Genomic DNA, 16,841 nt, shown 5'->3' with positions numbered 1-16,841 from the left:
AGTTCACCACTATTAACCTGTTACAACCATATGGATTTTAATTCTTAAAAGACAGCGTAAGAGGGATTGAATGCACCCTCCACATGTCTTGTCTTGTTGAATAACGGAAATCTCAACTGATAAAAACAAGAAACGTTCATTTCAATAAGCCCTTTTCAAAAGTGAATGACCAATGTTGGTGAGGTAAATCCTTTATCGTAAAGGCTTGTTACAGCATACTCATCATTCCAGAGTTTAATCTGAGGTAGCAAAAGTTTTGTTGCCATAGGCCTTATAGTTATGAAGAATATTTTTGCTCAGAAAGCACTTCAATGAATTGGTTACTAAATAATGGTCTTCCCCGATCCATCAAACATTTGGGTCGGCGTATGGCCCTTACAAAATGGGATTTCTGAATATATTACTTAAAGGAATAGCATAAACGATATTGAAGGGAGTGTTATAATCTTCCCTGATTATCCTATTTTCCAAATTCTAAGCCCATTGAAATCTAGGAACTATTAAAAACAACAAAGAAATATTTGGATTCATAGGATACTTCAACAAAGGTTGAAAAGAAGTTTATCAATTCAAATAACTGTTACCAGGGAAAGCCACTAGATGTCTACAATACAACATCATTTTGGATTCCCTGGAAACAACAACTCAACTACAATATTATCTTTCAATAGAAAAATTTTGTACGCACACTAGAGATTATTCTACTAGGATTTTTTCCACAGCAGATTTGAGATCCTTCGAAGAAACTTTCATAGTTATTTCACCTTTGGACTTGCCAGGTCTAATAATGGCTTGTGCCTTACCGTGAAATGTTCGAAGAGTAGTATTGTTAACACTAGCCAGATCTCTAGGGTTCCCATTACCAGATCCGATCAATTCTCCAACACCGTCAATTTGAATAGTTATTTCAAAATCCTCCTGTAAAATCCTCTGATTTTGATTATCAACGACTTCAATTTTTACAAATGCCAAGTCTTGTGAACCTGCCTTTACCGATTTTCTTTCCGAAGTCAATCGAATGGATGTCGCCGAACTTGTGGTAGTCAAAATCTTGCTGGTTACTTCGTTGCCATTGTTCAAAGCAATAACCCTCAATTCTCCTGGCTCATAGGGTACCTTGAATTCGGCAATGTATTCATCACCTTCGGAGATCGTTTTTTCAGCAATTATTTTTCCATTCAATTCCAACCTCACTTTTTCCGCTTTGGTAAATACACGTACCTGTAAAGCTTTAGTTTCATATCCCTTCCAATTCCATGAAGATATTTCATTTGGCCATCCCCATGGACTTAAATCTTCAACCATACCATCCGGAATCGGTTCATGGACCAAAACTTCAAGCGGACTCCTGTCCCAAAGAACGTCACGATACTGACCTTGAGGTTTTTTATCACCCATAATATCCAGATCCCCGCACCAGGAAATGTACGCTGGCCATTTAGACGGGGACATCATTGCCATCATATCGTACACAAGGTTTGGGTTGGTGCCTTCAGGAATTCCATCCATCGATTGAAATGATCTTTTATCTATTTCATCCGGTCTTTTATATGTTGCATTTGCCAGTTCAACTTCCCCAAAATAGTCCATAGCGGTCCATACAAAATCACCAATTACATAGGGATGATTTTCAACGGCTTTCCAATAGTCATAGGCATCCTTTGGAAAAGATTCAGATGCATAAATAATTCTCTTTGGGTATAGTTCATGGTCAGAGGTATACGCTGGTTCCATGTAGTTATAACCTGCTATGTCAATAACATCAAAGTACTCTTTCGAATTTTTCCAACCACCATGGATCAAAAAATTTGGTATGGCCTCCGTAGTTGGGCGCGAGTTGTCCAATTCGTTTACCTTCGCTACTAATTCTTTTGCGATTCGAACACCATCCTCAACATTTTTTTTAGGGATTTCATTACCGATACTCCACATAATTACACTGGGATGGTTGCGGTCACGCATTATAAAATCGGTCATATCTTGCTCCCAATGTTCGGTAAAGTGAAGGTGGTAGTCCTGTTTGTTCTTATAATCTTCCCACATATCGGTAAATTCATTGATTACCAGCATACCAAGTTCATCACAGGCGTTCAAAAAACTCTCGGAGAATGGGTTATGTGCCAATCTAATGGCATTGTAGCCATTGGATTTCATCAATTCCACTTTTCTTCTTTCGGCAGCTTCTATGGCAGCGGCACCCAAGTAGCCATTATCATGGTGCATATTCCCTCCTTTTAACAATACAGGTTTTCCATTTAATAAAAATCCTTTTTCGGCTGTAAATTCTATGGAGCGAATTCCAAAGGTTTGGGTATAAACATCTGATATCTCACCATCAACTTCAAGTGTTACCTCGGCCGTATATAGGTACGGCGTTTCCAAATCCCATAATGAAGGATTTTGAATCTCGATAGTGTCCATAACTGTTTTAGCAGAGTTGGCCGATATGGAAATTGTTTGAGTAACACTATTTGCAACCGAACCATCGCTATTCTTAATAACCACTGTTACCTCGACTTCCGAATCGTTTTCCATTTCGTTTTCAATCGCCGTTTCCACCTTGACTGAAGCCTTGTCCGTTGTAATTTCCGGAGTAGTAATCCGAGTACCCCATACCGCGACGTGTACGGGTTCTGTGACGATTAGATGGACATTTCGGTAAATTCCCGAACCACTATACCATCTGGTGTTTTCACCAGGGTTATCTGTTTTTACTGCGATAATATTAGGCGCACCGACAGGGTTTAGGAATGCTGTGATATCATACCAAAAGGGTGTATAGCCATTTACATGCTTTCCCACTTGCTTCCCATTTACCCAAACCTCGGATTCCATATAAACCCCATCGAATTTTATTATAAAGGTTTTCGTACGATCGCTTTCATCTACCGTAAAACTTTTTCGATACCATCCCGTTCCACCTATCGTATGGGCATTACCATTTCCCCCACCTACGGCATTCCTCGAAAAAGGTCCGATTTGATTTTCGGTATCTCCACCGGGCAAATCCATAATACTAAAATCATGAGGCAAATCTATTGCCATCCATAGTGAATCATCGAAATCGACTTGTTCGCCCAAGGGTACGCTATCCCTAAGGAATCGCCATCCATCATTAAAGAGGAGATTTCGTCCATTGCTGTCAAATTCCTTTTTCTCACCGCAGGAAATCATAAAAACCATAAGGCTCAATAATCCCAAAAACTTGTATATTCTCATTTTAAGCCTTTTCTAACTTGTTTTAACTGTTACCATTTTTTTCGGTGCTTATTCATTAAAAATTTCAGGGAATGTCAATACATTTTATTCACCGTTGTCAATTCCTTTAATTCTCCGGACAATAAGGCCTCTATTTCATCTAAAATTCTAATTTCCACGGCATCGGTTCTTACTTTCATTGTTCCCAATTCTTCCAAGGAGGATTTTTTTTCTGAGTCATCCATGGATGCGGATATTGCCAGAAGTCCTATTTCAGAAGCTCTTATCAATCTATCCGCGTAGGTCTCGAGCATTTTTAGGTTAGGAGCTCCCTTAATTTGTTCCTTGGTCTTCAATGCGGCATCCTTCCATTCGTTGAATTGCTCCTCTAGCATGAATTTAACATTGATATCACCATCCAAAAACTTTTGAATTTGTGTCCTAAGCTTCCATTCCATTTCGGAATCAACAGATACAATGTCCGCTAAATTGACCAATGGTACCGTTTCATATTTCAGGGATGCCGGCATCATCATGATCGTGGCCAGTCTTCTATATCCCTGAAACGGAGCAAGGGTTTCCAATACTACTGCCGGGGCTGAAATATCGGTTCCATTGGCAAGTTGACCCAACCATCTTCTGGTATTTAGACGATGGTCCATGCCATTCGCTTCGAGGTCATCGCTCAAAGCATACAGTCTATTGTACATGTTATTAATATCCGTAATCGAAACGGGGGACCAAAGGCGTTCGGCAATTGCAGCTGCCCTAGGCCATGCCCTATTTTCAAAACTATTGACGTCAACCAATTCCGACCATAAGGCTGCCTCACCACCTAACACGTTATCATGTACATCCGATAAATACTCAGGATTTGAATAGTGCACATGAGATGGTAAGAAAAGATCTAAATAAAAACCCGTTGAGATTAGGACCGAATTACCACTTTCTGCAATTTCTTTTGGTGGAACTGCTTCCATGGGTGCTCCTTCCGGTATCCATGCCTGCACCATAACGTCTTTTGGCAATGACTTGGAAAAAGCTTCCTGCCATGCAATCATAGTGCGGCCATGTTTCTTAACAATTTCATACAACCTATTTACAAAATAACTATGCAGTTCATGGGTATCGGCAAGTTTGTTTCTTTTCATGAATCTTACAATATCCGGGTTGTTTCTCCATGCAGCACCATTGTTTTCATCTGCACCTATATGGAAATAGGGTGCAGTGAAAATGGTAACCATCTCACCAAAAAGTTGATCTAAGAATGTATACACTTCTTCGCGCGAGGGATCAATGGTGGGAGTTGGAGCGGACTTAACGGCCTCTCCAAGTTCCTGTCGCGAGGCGTTTTCATCAAAAATAAACCGGGGCCCAGGTTTGTATGGACCGGGCGCACTTGCCAATTCAGGATATGCGGCAAACCAACTCCTAGTATGCCCTGGAAGGTCAAATTCGGGCACTATTAAAATCCCTCGATCGGAAGCATATTTAACCAATTCTTTAAGCTGGGACTGCGTATAATAATTACCGTAGGAACCATTTTCGTGCAGTTTGGGAAAAAGCTTTGACTCCACCCTGAACCCCTCATCATCTGAAAGGTGTAAGTGAAGTACGTTTAGCTTGACCATGGCCATGGCATCAATATTTTTTCTCAATAGTTCGATGGGGAGAAAATGCCTGGCCACATCGACCATCATTCCACGCCATTTAAATCTTGGGGCATCATTGATTTCCAAAACTGGTATAAAATAACCATTACTATCCACCTTTACTATTTGGTTCAAGGTTTGAAAACCTTTTAAGGCACCCATGGTTGTATTGGCCTTTAGGTTGATTTTATTCTCAGTTACCTTTAATACATAGGATTCATCAACTCCAATATTTGGTTGGGAACTAGTTGTAATTTCTACGATAAGATTGGTGTTTTCCTGAACACCAGCCTGCTCAATTCTTTCTTGACCAAAATAGATTTGTGTCATTTCCGGAGTCCTTCCATAAATCGATTTGCTGCACTAAGGGCAATCCCATCGGTACCATCACATGCAACCGAAACTACTAACTTCGAATTGATTCTAAATCCACCTTTGCCCATTAAAACGTTCTTTGGATAAGGCATCACCTCTAATTCAACTTGTTGCGCCACAACGTTACCTGAAACCATTAAAAGAATGAACATTGACAAAAAAAACATTCTATTAAGCTCTTTTTTAATTATAGTCCCCACTTGATTACTTGATTTTAATATATATCCGAATTATTATTTTACTATTACCCTTACTCTATCCAAATTTCTTATGAGGGTGAATGGGATGTCCTTGTTTCCATCTCTTTGGGATGCTATTCTGACCGTAGGAAAATGAGTACCTTTCTCGTTAAAGGCATGACTTGTTTCCAAGGTAAGTTCAGATTTGCCTGGAGGTATCCTAATTTCATTTTCAAAATTTCCCGAACCATCAAAATCCCAAGCAACTGAAACAATGTATCCTGTATCTTTTGGTAGCGTAATCTCAGTGCTAAAGTGTACCTTTTCACCGACCTTGACATTAGCCCTCTCTCCACCGTTAGCCTTCGCTATGACCAAAGGTTGAATTCCTAAGCGGACATCGGCATTATCAGAAACAACCACTTGACCATCTATTATCTCATAGTGTGTGGATTGAGCCGGTGCAATACCCTTTTCAACCCAATCGCTCAAGTCTAAAAGAGCCTGTTGAACCACTCCCAAATAACTTACAATATGTAACTCATGTCCCGAATTGGAAGCATCAGCATGGTTAGCATGATCCGTAAACCAAATTCTAAAATTATCATTGGTCTTATCACCTAAGTGCTCCTTTACCCTATCGTGGTACCATGCTTGCTGCCAAGGATGGGCCTCACTATCCCATAAAGAACCCAAAAGAATCACTTTTCCATTATACTTTCCGGTGGGAACAGATCCAGCTGCTCCCATAGTAAACAATGGCCCCAGTAACATGGGCCTTTGAGGGTATAATGGATTTCCCAAGCTATCCTTAAACTGCTCATAAACAACGTATTCCGGTCCAGGAATTTGATGTCTGTGATACGTCTGTACTGCCAAAAAGTTAGAATTATCAACTTGAACCTCATCGCCAGGTTTCAACTTTGCAAGAATGTTCAAGGGATTTGTGGGTGCTAAACTTACCTTATCAGCATCCAATTTATCTATTTGTAGTCTTTGTCCTTCCGCTTCCCCACTTAATATCAGTAAATCGCCCCCCATAAAACCTACTTTAGGCATGGTGTTTTCCAGAAAATATCCGACAGGTTTGCCTCCTTTAACTTCTCCCGTATTTTTCCACGCTTTATCTGCACTTCCCCGATCTTCTTCGGATAATGGTTCCGACAGGCCTATGGCGACCGCTTCATCAATTTCAATTATCCTTTTAATTTTTGTTTTTTCTTGAATTCTTGCATCCAAAAGAGATTGTGTGGGATGGGCCCCTAAATAACCTTCTTTACTCCAGAAATCTTCATTAAAATATGCTTGGTCAGCCATGACAACTCCATTATAAAGGACCAAAAACCCATGTATCCCCATTTCCTTATAAGCAAACCAAGCTTTTGGTGGGAATCCCATTTTTGTAGCTTCTTCCAAAGCCGCTTTTTCTTCTTCATTTAGCCCGGCATAAGGATCACCACTTCCGCCAGGTTCCAATGCATCTACAATTTGGGGAAATTTATCTTTTAAAATGCGCATAGCATGCATACGGAATGTAAATGAATTTGGGATTGCCATTGGCGATCCCATAACGAAAGGTACGGCACCATCCCATACTGCATTGGTGTTCTCCAAGCCTCCGACCGTTCTATAAGCCCCTCCGCTACCACCAAAACAATATCCGAAAGGCCTCGATCCACCGAACAAAGTTTGAGCAACCAGTCTTGAAAATTGTGCCGCGGCCGCATTTGCCCGATAGGCGCCAATGGTCGGGTCATTCGCCATGGGATTAGAAAAATCGGTTGGTCCACCACCATTGGTTTCGACCAAATAGGCTCCGTTTGATACCGAAAACCCGATTACATCTGATTCTCCTTGATTACCTTGTGCTAGATTCTCGTTGTCTGGAAAGGGAGTGATATATTGAAAAAATCTACCTGAATAATTTTTCTTTTCCGGAAAGTAAAAGGAAAACTTAGTGTTCGTACCAGTAAATCCGCCGTGTATATAGCGATAGCCTCCCGAAGCATCATACCATTTATCAATATCTATATATGGTTTTGTAAAAATGGAATCATTAGTATCGAGCACCCAATTTTTCATAGTTAAATCATCTTGGGCCATACTATTTTGCCCAATCAAAATAAATAGGGTCGTCAGCAATATTGAATTAAATAAATTTTTCATTTGATTTGTTCTTTAAGGAAATATTCTAGTTTCTAATGTCTTTCATTTTTTTTGCAATAAAACGCATGGCCCAATTTGGGTTAATGCGGTACATATAATCCATCAATCGGGAATCGTTGCCTACGAAAATGCGTTGCTTGTCCTTTTCAATATTTTCAATGATTATGGCTGCGGCCTTTGAAGCTGACAACGTGTTATTATTCTCCATTTCTCCCACACTTTCCTTGAGGCCTGAGTTTTGCATGATATTTGTTCGAATTGCTCCTGGAAAAACCACGGACACTTGTACCCTCGTCTCCCGTAATTCTTGTATGAGCCCCTCCGTAAAGAGTTTTACGGCTGCCTTGGATGCCCCATATATATTTTGCCCTGGAAAGGCAAAGAATCCACCCATACTGGAAATGTTTACAATATGGGCTTCCGGACGTTCCAATAAATGTGGCAATAGGATTTTGGTCAAATTCAAGGTTCCCCAAAAATTGACATCAAAAACTTTGTTTATTGTCGAATAATCCAAATCGTTCAATGCCTTAAAAGGTTGAATGATTCCAGCGTTGTTAATGATACCATCTACATATCCAAATTCATTTAAAATAGTTTCTAGGGTATCCCCTACCAACTTTTTATCGGTTATATCCAATGCATAGATTTTCAAATTACCGGTCAACACGCCCGCCAACGATTTAGTCTCCAAAAGGGAATCCACATTGATATCGATAGCGGCTATTCTTGCATCCTTTTTTAAGAGCTGAAGTACCAGCTCCCGGCCCATACCACTACCACCCCCGGTAACCACAAAAACTTTATCCTTTACTTTCATCTATTAAAGTACTTGTTCCAAATAAAATTGTGTTTACAGACGTACGGCCAAAGCATCGAACATGCCCATCATTTTACCGACTAGGTTTGCTTTATCCACTTTTTCAAGTTCAACTTTTACATTAAACCCTTGTGTGATAAATGTAAATTCAATACCTGACGATGATTCCTTAATATCCTCCAAGGGAATTGCATCGTTTTCTCCCTTAATATCTTGAACACTGCCCGATAAAACACCACCTTTATTCATGATTGTAGCTACCATTTCGGTATCTCCATTTGGCGTGCCTTTAAAAGTCAATTTCCATTTACCTGAAAAAAAAGAATTGCCAACGGAAGCGGAGCCGTTGTCGACGACCTGTATTGGTGCCGGCTCAGGGGTGCTGATCATGGTAAATTCCAGTCCGCTAACGACCATGATCGTCCCTCCTTTCCCAGATGTGTCATTTGTAAACACGATGTAAAGATCCTGCTTACTTCCAGAAAACTCCATTGGCAAATTTATGGGTGCCTCAATGATATTTCCGCGAGTATCCGAGGCTTCCAAAAATTCCGACTCCCCAATCAATGTGCCATCTGGACTGCCAACATGCAATTCTACTTTCCCACCGATACAGGATAATTGTGAGATAGGAGCCGACGCACTGATTTTCAACGATTTCAACCCATCCAGATGAATCTGGTTTAACTTCATGTATGCCCCTGACCTGGTACCAATGGCAAAATTGGCGCCACCGAATGCCATTTTACTTACATCCACATATTCATCCATGCCATGCGCGTCCAAGATGGTAGATCGCAACAAAAAGGATTCCTCGGAACCCATTGATGGCATATTGTTCGCACCCTTGTCCTGGTAGGAAGCCCTGACAATGTATGTTCCCTTTCCGGGGTCTCCGGATGGAATTATCGTAGGATAAGCACCACTGGTAGGCAATGTGTTTTGCGTTCGGTTTTCGTTTGCCAGGCTTAAAATATAGCGCGAAATATCCGCTGCTTCCTCCGTAGTTATCTGTGGATGGGCGGCCATGGGAGTTTCCCCCCATACGCCACCACCACCGCTAATAATTTTGTTGCTTAAATGTTCAATGGCAGTCTCATCGCCTTTATATTTTAGTGCGACTTCTTTATAGGAAGGTCCAATTGATTTTTCCAATTGCTTGTGACAAGCCCTACAATCACTACCTTCAATCAATGCCTTCCCTGTAGCATACTGCGCCGATTCGTCTGCACTTCTATGACCTTGGGCAATGGTAATCTTGTCATATCCTTCAGGAAGGTAGTCGAACGAAACCGATACCTCGGCAGGTTCAATACCATCTTTCAACGTACCGTCCTCCTTGTCACTCACTTCTATCACATAATCCAATAAGGTATTGGGAACAAAGAAACTACGATTACCCTTTGGCATGTCCATGCTTAAATTGGGCGGCTCATTGCCCGCCACAATTTCCATAGTTTGGCTGGCAGTTCCTCCATGGCCATCCGAAACCGTTAATTTGGCTTTGTAGATACCTATTTCATTTAATGTTACACTAGGATTTGGTGTTTCAAAAGTTTCTTTGAAACCGTTATCGGAAGATATTTCCCATTTAAATTCAAGCTCATCGCTATCGGGATCCGTAGTATTATCAGCATTCAATTCCAATTGAAAAGGCAAGGCTCCTCCCATTTTATTGGCTGCAACTTGAATTTTTGGTGTTCTGTTTCCTCCATTGTATTCAATACGGACTAGTCTTGCGTCGTCATTGGCGGTAAACCAACCGGAACCGTATTCTAGCATATATAAGTCTCCGTTTGCCGCAAATTGCATATCCATGGGATTACTGAAGCGGTAGCTGGGCATAAAACGTTCCATAGATTTATAATTGCCGTCTTCGTCCATTGTTACTGCCATAATCCAGCCACGCATCCACTCATACACCAACAACTTACCATCATAATATTCTGGAAAAGCCCTTTCCGCCCTTTCAAAATCCTCTTTATAAAAGACTGGACCTGCCATGGCATTCCGTCCCCCGGAACCCACTAGAGGAAATTCCTTTGATTCCCCATAGGGATACCAAATAAATGCATCCTGTGCCGGAGGCAATTTTTCCAATCCCGTGTTGTTGGGAGAAGTATTAACGGGAGCGTTGGCATTCCATTTCTCCAGGGATTCTTCTTTCTCAAAGTCATATTTGTTATATGCCTTATTATTCCCCACAAAATGTGGCCAACCAAAATTACCGGCACTTCTGGCTTGTCCTATCTCGTCATGACCTGCTGGACCTCGAAGGGAATCCGGTTCGCTACTATCAGGGCCTACCTCGCCCCAGTATAAAAATCCGTTATGGCTATCCACTGAAATGCGAAAGGGATTTCTGTGCCCCATAGTGTAAATTTCAGGACGAGCCTTTTCCATACCTTTTTCAAAAAGATTTCCATCAGGTATGCTGTAGGTACCATCCTCATGTGGTTTAATACGCAGAATTTTTCCTCTTAAATCGTTGGTATTTGCAGAGGACTTTTGTGCATCCCAAGCGCTTCTTCCCTTTCGTTCGTCACTTGGACTGTAACCATCTGATCCGTGTGGATTAGTATTGTCACCTGTGGATAAAAAGAGATTGCCATCGCTGTCCCAAGCTATTGATCCGCCAGTATGGCAACATTCCTCGCGTTGTGTTGGAATTTTTAAGATAATTTTTTCGGAGTCCAAATCAAGTTCATCTCCCTTAAGAACGAACCTTGAAAGGTAATTAGCAGACTCTTTAGGGGTAGAATAATAGAGGTAGATCCAATTGTTCGTAGAGAAATTTGGATCAATATTCATCCCTAGTAGACCGTCCTCAGCGACAGATTCCTCCCCAGCATTATTTATATATTTTAAATTGACCGGTAGTTTTGCAATGGTCTTTAATTCATCGTTGGCGATGTCGAACAACCTTACTTCACCCTTTCTCTGAATAAAAAGAATTCTATTTTCATCCAGCACCGCCAATTCCATTGGCTCATCCAATTTATCCGCCAAAATTACTTTTGTGAATCTATTTTCTTCGGGTCTTGCCAATGCATAGTTCAGTGGCTTTGGATTTTCACCACCTAACACATAATCGATGCCTGCCCACAGATGCCTTAAAACCAAGTCTTCGGTGTACGTTTCATCGGTATGACCCATGGCGGTATAAAAAGAACGTCCACCATCAAATTCCTGATACCAGCTCATTGGATGATAATCTGGGTTTTTGCCCCCCTCGTAGCTCGTTTCGTCAATTTCCAGAACTACCTCTATATCTGGGGAAATATTTTTGAAGCTGTAAAATTCATCTTCCCGTTCAAAAGTGTCGGGCATACCTTGTGTAGCCCAATGATTCTTTTTGGTTACCAGAAATCTTCCCTTTTGCACATTACTGGGATCCATTGGATGATCCAAGAACCAAGCTCCCGCCAGTTTACCGTACCAAGGCCAATCGTATTCCGTGTCCGTAGCGGCATGTATACCTACGTAGCCACCGCCAGCTTGGATGAAGCGCTCGAAACTATTTTGTTGTTCTTCATTCAAAATATCTCCGGTAGTATTTAAAAAGATAACCGCACGAAATTGCTTAAGGTCCCGTTCATTAAAAATGTTTGAATCTTCGCTAAAAGTGACATCGATGTTTTTTTCAAGACCCATTTTCTTTAACGCTTCCTTGCCAGCTTCTATGGCCTCATGTCTGTATCCGGCCGTTTTACTGAAGACCAAAACACTTGCTGCCGGGGTAGTTTTGCAAGAAAATAGTGTAAAACCAAGGACGGCTACAAGAAGACAAATTAAGTGTTTACGCATGTATAACAGGTTAATATTCCGTCAAATATAGCATAATATTTTATATTGTCTAAAAAAAAGACATTAATGATTTGTATCTGATTTAAAAAAACCTTCAATTTGAAAATAAAATAGTATTGGTTTTTTATGAGTTCTTACAATCCCAGCAATTTCATCCAACAAATTTCGATTGACTGTACTATCTTCGGCTATGCCGAAGGGAGTTTAAAAGTTTTGGTAACCCATCTTAATTTTAATGGTGATTTTAAAGCATTACCAGCTGGCTTTGTGTATCAAGATGAAAGTTTGGATGAGGCGGCCTATCGAATTCTAGTGGAGAGGACAGGATTGAAGGATATCTATCTGGAACAATTTCACACCTTTGGGGGCAAGGAAAGAAGCCATAAAGATTTTTTGAATAAATTGATATCGTTGAATCCTGAAATCCTACCCGAGGATACTATATTAAGGCAGGAAACGGAATGGTTCACCAAGCGTTTTATTTCGGTTGGTTACTACGCCTTGGTGGACATTAATAAGGTAAGACCGACGACTAGTACTATAGATAAATACATTGGTTGGTATGATGTAGATGAACTGCCACCTTTAATTTTTGATCACAATGAACAGGTAAAAAGAGCGCAAACAACCTTACGATTTTTTTTGGATGAAAAACTTTTGGGCTTTAATCTACTTCCGGAAACCTTTACGATGAAAGAACTAAAGAATGTGTATGAAACAGTGTATGACCGACCATTTAGAAGAAATAATTTTCAGAAAAAAATGCTGGACTTGAATGTTTTGGAGCGATTGGACAAAAAGTTTACCGGTGCGGCTAACAAGGCCCCATATTTATATAGATTCAAAAAAGTACCCTAAAGAAATCCCCTCTATTCCATTTTTTATTTTGGTTATTTTGGACGCGCTGTGTTTTGAATAATACTGCCCTACTACAAAAAACTACATTATGTATATGGATATGATAATTCCATACTGCATAGTTCAAGCAGCATGGGATTGAAGGAGTGCTACGGGGTACTTCTCCTGCCCATTTATAAGAATGTTAATTATTTCATTCCGACTACTTACATAACCATGAACATTTATCATCAATTATAAGATTTTATTATTTAAAACGTTAGAAAATAAATACTTACAAAAAACATCGTCATTGAAAATCTTCTGGGGTATTATTTCATTATTGGTGGTTATCTATTATAGCTATGTCATCTGGATTCTAAGAAAAGATAGAAAGAGGGCAAAAAAATATTCAAAAATTTCAGATAATTTGCAAATAAATAATATATTTGTAAATAATTCGGATAATAAAAACACCGATTTAGAGGCAATACTCAACCAAGTTAAGGAAGTGGAAGACCATTCCAAACTCTTGGATGCCTTTAATAAGGAATCATCCGAAGAAGCATCATATTCCTTAACACTCAAAAAAAATGAAAAACTCAAAATCGTTCGTGACGATTCCTCGTCCGACCCTTCCGACGACCCCCAAACCTAAGTTACTATTACTCCTTTCAATCCTTCTTTTCTCCCATTCGTCCTTTTATGGGCAATTTGAAGAGCTCATTTCAGAAACGCAGGAATTCCAACAACATACCCGAACACTTTCCAATCATATCATTGGCATTATCAAAATGATTGCTGGGGTAGCCGTAGTGATTAGTGGACTTACCTATGCCTACATGAAAGACCAACAGAGCGACCTTACCACCAGGTTAGGACGAACTGTGATTGGTATTGCCATCTTTTTGGCCCTTATTGCCGTCGGAGAGGAAATAGCTGCCTTGTAAAACCCTATGTCATGGAGGAAGTATATTATCCAATCCATAAGGGATTGCAGAAAGAGGTATTCTATTTGGGCCTAAAAGCCAAGTATATTTATTATGGACTCTACCTTGGTATTGGCATAGTCCTAGGTGGCTTATTATTATCTGCCTTTCTCCCCATGCTTTGGTCGATGGCCATTATCGCCATCTTTCTTTTCGCTCTGTTTCTTACTCTATTGGCATATTCACGTACCTATGGAGCTTATGGATTTATTAAAAAAGTAGCTGACAGAAAACTCCCAGCTGGAATTAAACAGCATACACCGTTCAAAAATCTTCCCATATGGAAAAACGTCTAGACCTATGGGATGCTTTTCCCATCTATGGATATGAAAAAGGAACCTTGATTTCCAAGGAAAAAGGATGTATGACCATACCATTGCAGTTGGTTCTTCCGGAGGCATACACCTTGAATAAGAAAGACTTCGTAAGACTTCAAGAATTGTTCTACAACATCATTCACGTTTTAGGACCCCATTCCATGCTACACCGCCAGGATTACTTTACCCAAGAATACTATCGGACTATACCTGGGCATTTGCAAGGGGACTTTTTGGAACGGGCCAATGAACACTATTTTGAGGATCGTCCCTTTTTGGAGGCCACCCACTATTTATACCTCAGCAAAGTGCCCAAAAATTATATACGACTCAATTCCAATCGGGTGAATAGCCATATGAGTAAAAACCGGGAATTCTTTTTGACCCATTCCGTTCCTGAGGAGTTTATGGACTCGGTATATATCGAATCTTTCAAAACACAAGTGAATCAAGTAATCAAACTTATTAAGGAAACGGGCCTGATAGAAGTGCATCGGTTAGGGTATGATGACCTCTTTGACATCCAAGGGCTTTATGCCCGTTACTATCGCTTATTGGATAGATCCGGCAACTTAGGGGATGTAGACTTTCGTGGAAACGACATCCGAGTCGGCACGAGATCGGCCCAATTTTTTACCCTTGAAAATCTTGAACAATTTACCAAGGACCATATTACACCCTTCGAGTATTATGGGGGGTATACCACGGACAAGAACCCTTTTCCGATTGGGAACCTCTTTTCATTGGGCTTTAAGATTCCCTGCGAACATATCGTCAATCAATACATTTATATTCCAGATCAGGAAAAGGTACTCACACAATTCCGAAAAAAAATAAAACGCTTCCAGAAATTCAGCTCTGGAAAAACTACGGATGCCAATCAAATATATGCTGGGCAAGTCCAAAGCTTCATAGGGGACTTACTGGAAAATCATAAACAAGCCGTCTATTATCATTTAAACGTCATGGGGATTTCCAATGGACAAGAAAATACGAATCGTATATCCAATAGTATAACGACCGCTTTTAAAAGACTGCGTATTCAAGCCAAGTACAACACCCTAGATCGAAAAAATCTATTCTTTGGAGGGGTGCCCGGTCATTCCATCGGATTGCCAACAGAGCTATTTCTACCCATGGCGAGTGATATGGCCGCATCCCTCTTGTACTTTGAAGGAGGGCCCAAGGAGTCTACACGTTTTGAAGAGAAATTTCGGTTGGTCGATCGTATCACCGGTCGCCCATTATATGTAAGTATGTATCGTGAGCCTGAAAAAAAGCATTGGATATTCAACCGTGGCATGCTGGTCGCTTCGGGATCCGGTGGCGGAAAGTCCTATTGGACCAATCATTATATCGCCTCGGAACTGCGTAAGGGTGGGGAAGCCATACTTATGGAGGATGGCCATTCCTATGATAAACTGACCGAAGTGTTCAACGGAGTAATTCTAGAACATCGGGATAATGCGCCTTTTACATTTAATCCATTTCTACTGGATTCCCATGATGTTCAAGTTTCTGATCTTGGAAAGAAAAGACTAACAGAGGGCAAGCTATTGTTTTTGGTTACACTTCTGCAACTGATTACCAATGAAGATAGAATGCCTAAGGAAAGCGAAGTAAAAAGCACTTTATTGGAGCATTTAATCACGTCATATTATGATACACAATGGCAATCAGAGACAAGGAATTTCAAATTCGACAGCTTTTTCGAATTTGCCAAAACCTCGCTCTTCTCCCTGATACGTACCCATAGTATTTCCCAAGAGGTATTTGATCCACATGTCTTTCTTTTTCTACTTCAAAAATACCACAGTACTGGGGTCCGCGGAAAACTATTGAATCAGGCAGATGAAAGATTGGCTGGGTTAAGCGCCAAGAAACTGGTCTATTTTAAAATGGGACGCTTGATAGACAATGCCTTGTTATTTCCTATCACGGCTTTGATGATTATGGACCTTTTCAATAAAAAGATGCAAGATCCGGGGAAACTGACCATTAATAAAATATTGGCCGTAGACGAAGCTTGGAAAGCTTTGGAACGCCCCGAACTTGCCCATTATTTCAATGCGCAGTCCAGGATGGCCCGAAAGTTGGGCGGACAACCCATTTTCATTTCCCAAAAGGTGGACGACTTCGTAGCCTCGGAAATTATCCGGGATGCCATAGTTGTCAATTCCCATATAAAGGTGTTTTTGGACATGCGTGATTTTAGTGCGTCTTTCGACCGTATCCAATCCCTATTGGGTCTAGGAGAAAAACAAAAGCAACTGATCCTCTCATTGAACAAAGATACTCCCGAAGACCGCTCCTTTCGGGAAGTGGCCATTTGTTGGATGGATAGGGTCAAGGTGTACGGGGTCGAAACCTCTTTGGAGGAACGCTGTATCTACGAAACCAATCCCAATGATTGTGAGACCATCAAACAATTACATAAAGAACATCAAGAACATTGGCCGTTAACGGCAAAGGCCTATGCCTTTCACAAAACAAAAAAATAA

The 16,841-nt window shown here is 40.6% G+C and carries 11 protein-coding genes; 5 read left to right on the top strand and 6 right to left on the bottom strand.

The annotated features are described in order from the left end of the window. Positions 1–696: 696 nt before the first annotated feature. From F0361_RS16385 to F0361_RS16360, 6 genes are all read right to left on the bottom strand, one after another. Positions 697–3,219 carry a glycoside hydrolase family 2 TIM barrel-domain containing protein gene (locus tag F0361_RS16385; protein ID WP_154920411.1) on the bottom strand — a complete coding sequence of 841 codons (2,523 nt, stop codon included), beginning with the start codon at positions 3,217–3,219 and terminating at the stop codon, positions 697–699. 74 nt (positions 3,220–3,293) lie between these two features. Then, positions 3,294–5,180 (bottom strand): beta-N-acetylhexosaminidase, encoded by a 1,887-nt coding sequence (locus F0361_RS16380; protein ID WP_154920409.1) that lies wholly within the window; start codon positions 5,178–5,180, stop codon positions 3,294–3,296. Continuing rightward, positions 5,177–5,392, bottom strand: coding sequence for a hypothetical protein (locus F0361_RS16375; protein ID WP_154920407.1), 216 nt, complete (start codon positions 5,390–5,392; stop codon positions 5,177–5,179). The genes F0361_RS16380 and F0361_RS16375 overlap by 4 nt, the downstream gene beginning before the upstream one ends. Before the next feature lie 66 nt (positions 5,393–5,458). Further along, positions 5,459–7,570 (bottom strand): hypothetical protein, encoded by a 2,112-nt coding sequence (locus tag F0361_RS16370; protein WP_154920405.1) that lies wholly within the window; start codon positions 7,568–7,570, stop codon positions 5,459–5,461. Positions 7,571–7,595: 25 nt separating this feature from the next. Further along, positions 7,596–8,390 carry an SDR family NAD(P)-dependent oxidoreductase gene (locus F0361_RS16365; protein WP_154920403.1) on the bottom strand — a complete coding sequence of 265 codons (795 nt, stop codon included), beginning with the start codon at positions 8,388–8,390 and terminating at the stop codon, positions 7,596–7,598. A gap of 33 nt (positions 8,391–8,423) precedes the next feature. Beyond that, positions 8,424–12,197, bottom strand: a complete 3,774-nt coding sequence (locus tag F0361_RS16360; RefSeq protein WP_154920401.1) for a ThuA domain-containing protein — start codon at positions 12,195–12,197, stop codon at positions 8,424–8,426. A 126-nt stretch (positions 12,198–12,323) separates the two neighbouring features. On the opposite strand from F0361_RS16360, the gene F0361_RS16355 reads away from it, so the two are divergent. From F0361_RS16355 to F0361_RS16335, 5 genes are all read left to right on the top strand, one after another. After that, positions 12,324–13,055 carry an NUDIX hydrolase gene (locus tag F0361_RS16355; protein ID WP_154920399.1) on the top strand — a complete coding sequence of 244 codons (732 nt, stop codon included), beginning with the start codon at positions 12,324–12,326 and terminating at the stop codon, positions 13,053–13,055. 292 nt (positions 13,056–13,347) lie between these two features. Then, positions 13,348–13,692 (top strand): hypothetical protein, encoded by a 345-nt coding sequence (locus F0361_RS16350; protein WP_154920397.1) that lies wholly within the window; start codon positions 13,348–13,350, stop codon positions 13,690–13,692. After that, a complete protein-coding gene (locus F0361_RS16345; RefSeq protein ID WP_154920396.1) occupies positions 13,649–13,984 on the top strand; it encodes a TrbC/VirB2 family protein in 336 nt (111 codons plus the stop codon). Before F0361_RS16350 ends, F0361_RS16345 begins: the two co-directional genes overlap by 44 nt. Before the next feature lie 11 nt (positions 13,985–13,995). Further along, entirely contained in the window at positions 13,996–14,319 is a 324-nt protein-coding gene (locus F0361_RS16340) for a DUF4133 domain-containing protein (protein ID WP_154920394.1), read from the top strand. Further along, entirely contained in the window at positions 14,304–16,841 is a 2,538-nt protein-coding gene (locus F0361_RS16335; RefSeq protein ID WP_154920392.1) for a TraG family conjugative transposon ATPase, read from the top strand. The genes F0361_RS16340 and F0361_RS16335 overlap by 16 nt, the downstream gene beginning before the upstream one ends.

The organism is Maribacter flavus (assembly GCF_008386635.1).
Classification (GTDB): domain Bacteria; phylum Bacteroidota; class Bacteroidia; order Flavobacteriales; family Flavobacteriaceae; genus Maribacter; species Maribacter flavus.
Note: the sequence above shows the minus strand (reverse complement) of the source record. Positions and strands in the feature narration are given on the sequence as shown.

Bases quoted from the DNA above. Each gene is read 5' to 3' on its own strand.
- F0361_RS16385 (WP_154920411.1), bottom strand. From the start codon at position 3,219: ATGAGAATATACAAGTTTTTGGGATTATTGAGCCTTATGGTTTTTATG.
- F0361_RS16380 (WP_154920409.1), bottom strand. From the start codon at position 5,180: ATGACACAAATCTATTTTGGTCAAGAAAGAATTGAGCAGGCTGGTGTT.
- F0361_RS16375 (WP_154920407.1), bottom strand. From the start codon at position 5,392: ATGTTTTTTTTGTCAATGTTCATTCTTTTAATGGTTTCAGGTAACGTT.
- F0361_RS16370 (WP_154920405.1), bottom strand. From the start codon at position 7,570: ATGAAAAATTTATTTAATTCAATATTGCTGACGACCCTATTTATTTTG.
- F0361_RS16365 (WP_154920403.1), bottom strand. From the start codon at position 8,390: ATGAAAGTAAAGGATAAAGTTTTTGTGGTTACCGGGGGTGGTAGTGGT.
- F0361_RS16360 (WP_154920401.1), bottom strand. From the start codon at position 12,197: ATGCGTAAACACTTAATTTGTCTTCTTGTAGCCGTCCTTGGTTTTACA.
- F0361_RS16355 (WP_154920399.1), top strand. From the start codon at position 12,324: ATGAGTTCTTACAATCCCAGCAATTTCATCCAACAAATTTCGATTGAC.
- F0361_RS16340 (WP_154920394.1), top strand. From the start codon at position 13,996: ATGGAGGAAGTATATTATCCAATCCATAAGGGATTGCAGAAAGAGGTA.
- F0361_RS16335 (WP_154920392.1), top strand. From the start codon at position 14,304: ATGGAAAAACGTCTAGACCTATGGGATGCTTTTCCCATCTATGGATAT.